At 61.1% G+C, this 3,370-nt stretch carries 7 protein-coding genes; all 7 read left to right on the plus strand.

Translation table 11 applies throughout. The annotated features are described in order from the left end of the window. The first annotated feature begins 688 nt into the window (after positions 1-688). Complete coding sequence (locus VNS22_RS13035) at positions 689-850, plus strand: hypothetical protein (protein ID WP_325733066.1); 162 nt, start codon at positions 689-691, stop codon at positions 848-850. Further along, the gene (locus VNS22_RS13040; RefSeq protein WP_325733068.1) at positions 847-1,083 is read left to right on the plus strand and encodes a hypothetical protein; all 237 of its coding nucleotides are present in this window, start codon (positions 847-849) and stop codon (positions 1,081-1,083) included. The genes VNS22_RS13035 and VNS22_RS13040 overlap by 4 nt, the downstream gene beginning before the upstream one ends. Before the next feature lie 20 nt (positions 1,084-1,103). Further along, complete coding sequence (locus tag VNS22_RS13045) at positions 1,104-1,520, plus strand: hypothetical protein (protein ID WP_325733069.1); 417 nt, start codon at positions 1,104-1,106, stop codon at positions 1,518-1,520. Then, a complete protein-coding gene (locus VNS22_RS13050) occupies positions 1,517-1,711 on the plus strand; it encodes a hypothetical protein (protein WP_014859727.1) in 195 nt (64 codons plus the stop codon). The genes VNS22_RS13045 and VNS22_RS13050 overlap by 4 nt, the downstream gene beginning before the upstream one ends. Further along, positions 1,708-2,274, plus strand: coding sequence for a hypothetical protein (locus tag VNS22_RS13055; RefSeq protein WP_325733071.1), 567 nt, complete (start codon positions 1,708-1,710; stop codon positions 2,272-2,274). Before VNS22_RS13050 ends, VNS22_RS13055 begins: the two co-directional genes overlap by 4 nt. Beyond that, entirely contained in the window at positions 2,271-2,447 is a 177-nt protein-coding gene (locus VNS22_RS13060) for a hypothetical protein (protein ID WP_013972386.1), read from the plus strand. The genes VNS22_RS13055 and VNS22_RS13060 overlap by 4 nt, the downstream gene beginning before the upstream one ends. A 287-nt stretch (positions 2,448-2,734) precedes the next feature. Further along, on the plus strand, positions 2,735-3,370 hold a 636-nt coding region (locus VNS22_RS13065), incomplete at its 3' end, for a hypothetical protein (RefSeq protein ID WP_349261778.1).

The following is a 3,370-nucleotide window of genomic DNA, read 5'->3' on the forward strand; positions in this document are numbered from 1 at the left end:
CGACGAGTTCGGCGAGGTTTATTCCGCGCGGCTCGACGAGAAGAAGGTGGCTGTCAACATGCGAATCCGTTCGGACTGGGAGCGCATGCTGGCGTCCCTGTACTTCGGCAACGCCATTCTGGTGATCGACTGCGACCCGGATGACCTGAGCTACGGCTTGTACGACTGAACTACCAGCGCCCCGTCCGCCTGACGTTAACTGCCCGATGCCCTGCTCCCCATCGCAGGCTGCATCGGAGTGTGATCTGAATGCGCAGGCTGATGCGCGAACCTAGCCTCGTTGGCGAGCTACTGAGGCCTCATAGAGTTAGGCCGCCAAGCCGGAGATCAGCGCCGGCCAGATCACACCCCGATGCAGAGCAGCGCCAAGCTCCGGGCGCGGTTACCGAAGCACCTGTGGACGTCCCTTCCCTCGCACTGGGGGGTAAACGAATTGCGCCGCTGGATGGGTCCACGCCAAGCCAGCTGCCGGGGTAGCGCCCGGCATCTGCATCCCCTTCCCTTCACTTCGACCGCATTAGGCAGGCGCCAGGCCACCTTTCACGGTGGGTTTGGTCACCCGCGCATGGCTCCTGGCCAATGCGGTTCTACTGAGGTTCACGCAATGAGCAAAGACACAAGCGGCCCAGCGTTCCCGGTCACATTGCCGAGTGGCGAGTCATACCAAGGACACTTGCCGCATGACGGCATGACCCTGCGCGACTACTTCGCTGCCCAGGCTCTTCAGGGGATGCTCCCTTACCCCGGTAACGAAATGTGGGGTTCTTTTGCCGAGATGACCCCGAAGCAGGCCGCCGAATCTGCTTACGGATACGCCGACGCCATGCTCGCCGCCCGGGTGAAGTCATGAGCGGCTGGATCAGGACTGAGCATCAGCTTCCCAAGAATGGTGACCACGGCCTTTGCTGCGTGCATTTCCGAGACGACAAGGCGGCCGCGCTCATCGTTGTTCCTTTCAGCTTCATGAGCGGCGATTTCCACCCATTCGCTGACGATGACAACCTCGAGAACGACGACTATTGGGTTGATCCGTTGTACTGGCCTGTCTGCTGGCAGCTATTCCCTTCACCACCCACCGAGTAACCCACCACCTGGAGGCGACTATGGGCGCACTTCGAGCAGCACAGTTTGAGTACGACAACCGGATGCCGCCGGCGGTGAGCGAAGTAGCCGACGCGGAATCCACTTGGATCGACGACGGCATCGCTGAGCTGATGGCGCGCCGCGACGTAGTGTTTCAGCGCCGGATGCGCCCGAAGCAGGGCGTCACCTATGAGCGCTTCGCCCAGGCGGTGGATGAGTTCGTTATGGGCCAGCTTGGCCAGCCGGATATCAGCAACACGGTGCTGGGCCGCCTGGTTCTGGCTGCGCGGTGCAAGGTCACCAGCGATGCAGCAGCGGCAGCCGACGAGATCCTGAGCGTGGCCAACCCTGAGTCGGCGCTGGAAGAGATCGCCCGCCAGCTGCTCACCCCCTTCGCCAAAGAAGGAGTGCTGGCCCAGGCCGAGGAGGCGCAATGAAAAGCCCTCACGTCCTGATCGACGAAGAGCTTGAGGCCATGGCTCACCCTGAGACGCCACTGTCCTGGCAGGCCATGGTCCTCAAGCTCCTCACTGAAATGCTGGCCGACCAGCGCATCACCATCGAAGAGTTCAACCACTACTGCGGGCGCCTCAACAAGATCGTTGATGGGCGCAAGGAGGTCGCGTGATCAATATCCCCGAAGGCACCCAGTTCATCGAAGCTGGATGCGGCAACAAAGGCTTCCGAAAGTACGAGAAAGGCCAGTGGTGGTTCTTTGAAGGTTTCTGGCGTGTGGTTGACTGGAAGATGGGGGATCTAACCCCTGTTAGCAGCCACCCAGGCTACGCCGTGCCAATCGAACCGTGGGATGGCAAAGGCATGCCACCAGTTGGAACTGAGTGCGAGTTCACCGGGCACAGCCCAAGCGAGTACGACAAAACGGACCCAGATCTGCATGTCGGCGACAAGGTGAAGATTATCGCGCACTTCCATGTCGAAGGCGGATTCAAGATGGCAGCGTTCTTGTTTAATGCCCAGCTGCACAACAAGAACCGGGGTCCTGCCTACGTAGAACGGGGCGGGGCTGGATGTTTCCGCCCAATCCGCACGCCCGAGCAGATCGCGGCGGAAGAGCGTGAGAAGGAAGTGGGCAATATGGTTGCGGCCCAACCCATGATCGACAAGTCCTGGGCGCGCAAGGTTTGCGAAGCCCTATATGACGCCGGCTACCGTAAGCAGGAGGCATCATGACCACGCCAATCGTTAAATCGCTGATCGACGAGCAAATCGAAGAAGTGCAGGCCGCCCAAGTGCGCGGCACTTTACGCTTCCCGGTCGGCATGCGCGTCGCAGACCTGCCCTATCCGATCAAGGCCGACTGGCTGAAGCGCCGGCCAATCGCCCGTCCGAGGCCTTGCCCGTGACCCGGTACCAGCGCGCCCGCCGCCTGCTCATCTGGCGCGGCTCTTTCTCTGCCCTCTTCGCCTGCACTGCGTTCATGCTCGCCAGCTCACTCGCCGGCAGTATCACTTCCTGAATCACGTAGCCGAGCACGGCGGCCCTTCGGGATAACCGTACCCCTTCGGGAGCGTAAGCGGCGAGAGCGCGCAACCATCCACCGCAGCCAGGGCCTGGAGCGTACCTCCGTGCCTGGGTGACCTGGCATTTCCCTATCCCAACTGACGGCGCCGGCCTGGCGCGAGGTTTTCTAATGTCCACTACCAACATGAGCATCTGGGAGAAGGTCCAAACGACCGACACCCGATTCACCAAGGACGCCAAGGTCGGCGGCCAGCAGATCACTAGCCTGAACGGCACCGCGATGATCATGAAGGCCACCGAGGTTTTCGGTCCGGCTGGCATCGGCTTTGGCTGGAACGTGGTTGAAGAGCGCTTCGACAAGGGCGCCGAGATGTTCAGCGGCGAAGGCGATAAGCGCATCAGCCTCGGCTTCGAACTGAACCACACGATCAAGATCAAGTTCTGGTTCGTTCTGGATGGCCAGCGCGGCGAGATCGAGCAGTACGGCTGCACGCAGTATCTCTACAAGTCGAAGTACGGCACCACCACCGACGGCGAGGCGCCGAAGAAGTCGCTGACCGACGCCATCAAGAAAGCCCTCTCCATGCTCGGCTTCAGCGCTGACGTGTTCCTGGGCATGTTCGACGATGTGAACTACGTGCAGCAGCTGCAGGCCGAGCAGGCAATCGAGCAGGCCGAAGACCGCCAGGCCGAGATTGAACGCCAGCAACAGGAGCGCCTGGACTTCATCAAGGAAACGATCGAGACCATGCAGAAGGCGGTAACGCCGCATGAACGCAAGAAAATCCACGACCATGCCGTGCGC

Origin of the sequence: Geminicoccus sp., from assembly GCF_035556675.1 — a bacterium.
Taxonomy (GTDB): Bacteria; Pseudomonadota; Alphaproteobacteria; order Geminicoccales; family Geminicoccaceae; genus Geminicoccus.

Bases quoted from the DNA above. Each gene is read 5' to 3' on its own strand.
- VNS22_RS13050 (WP_014859727.1), top strand. From the start codon at position 1,517: ATGAAAAGCCCTCACGTCCTGATCGACGAAGAGCTTGAGGCCATGGCT.
- VNS22_RS13035 (WP_325733066.1), top strand. From the start codon at position 689: ATGACCCTGCGCGACTACTTCGCTGCCCAGGCTCTTCAGGGGATGCTC.
- VNS22_RS13040 (WP_325733068.1), top strand. From the start codon at position 847: ATGAGCGGCTGGATCAGGACTGAGCATCAGCTTCCCAAGAATGGTGAC.
- VNS22_RS13060 (WP_013972386.1), top strand. From the start codon at position 2,271: ATGACCACGCCAATCGTTAAATCGCTGATCGACGAGCAAATCGAAGAA.
- VNS22_RS13045 (WP_325733069.1), top strand. From the start codon at position 1,104: ATGGGCGCACTTCGAGCAGCACAGTTTGAGTACGACAACCGGATGCCG.